This is a genomic window from Pseudomonas huaxiensis (assembly GCF_003231275.1).
GTDB classification, from domain to species: Bacteria; Pseudomonadota; Gammaproteobacteria; order Pseudomonadales; family Pseudomonadaceae; genus Aquipseudomonas; species Aquipseudomonas huaxiensis.
In genome coordinates, this window is the sequence record NZ_QKVL01000234.1 from 1 (window position 1) to 212 (window position 212).

Consider the following 212-nt stretch of genomic DNA (forward strand, 5'->3'; position numbering starts at 1 on the left):
GTACCGGGTTTGACGATGGACAGCTCGACACCGAACTGGATGATGGCCCCGCCCTGGGCGGTGAAGTGGGTTCTTCTCCAGCGTTCGGCCCGTACCTGTGACCAGTCGTAGGCTACTGGTACCACCCGCCATTCCTCGAAGGGATTCCACCAGCGGTATTTGAAGTTGTAGGCGTAGAGGCGTTGGCGGGCGCGGTTGAAGCGGAGTGGCAA

The 212-nt window shown here is 60.8% G+C and carries 1 protein-coding gene; it reads right to left on the reverse strand.

The window, feature by feature from the left end:
• The coding region (locus tag DM374_RS33025; RefSeq protein WP_318531838.1) for a DUF6708 domain-containing protein at nucleotides 1–212 on the reverse strand (212 nt) is incomplete at both ends.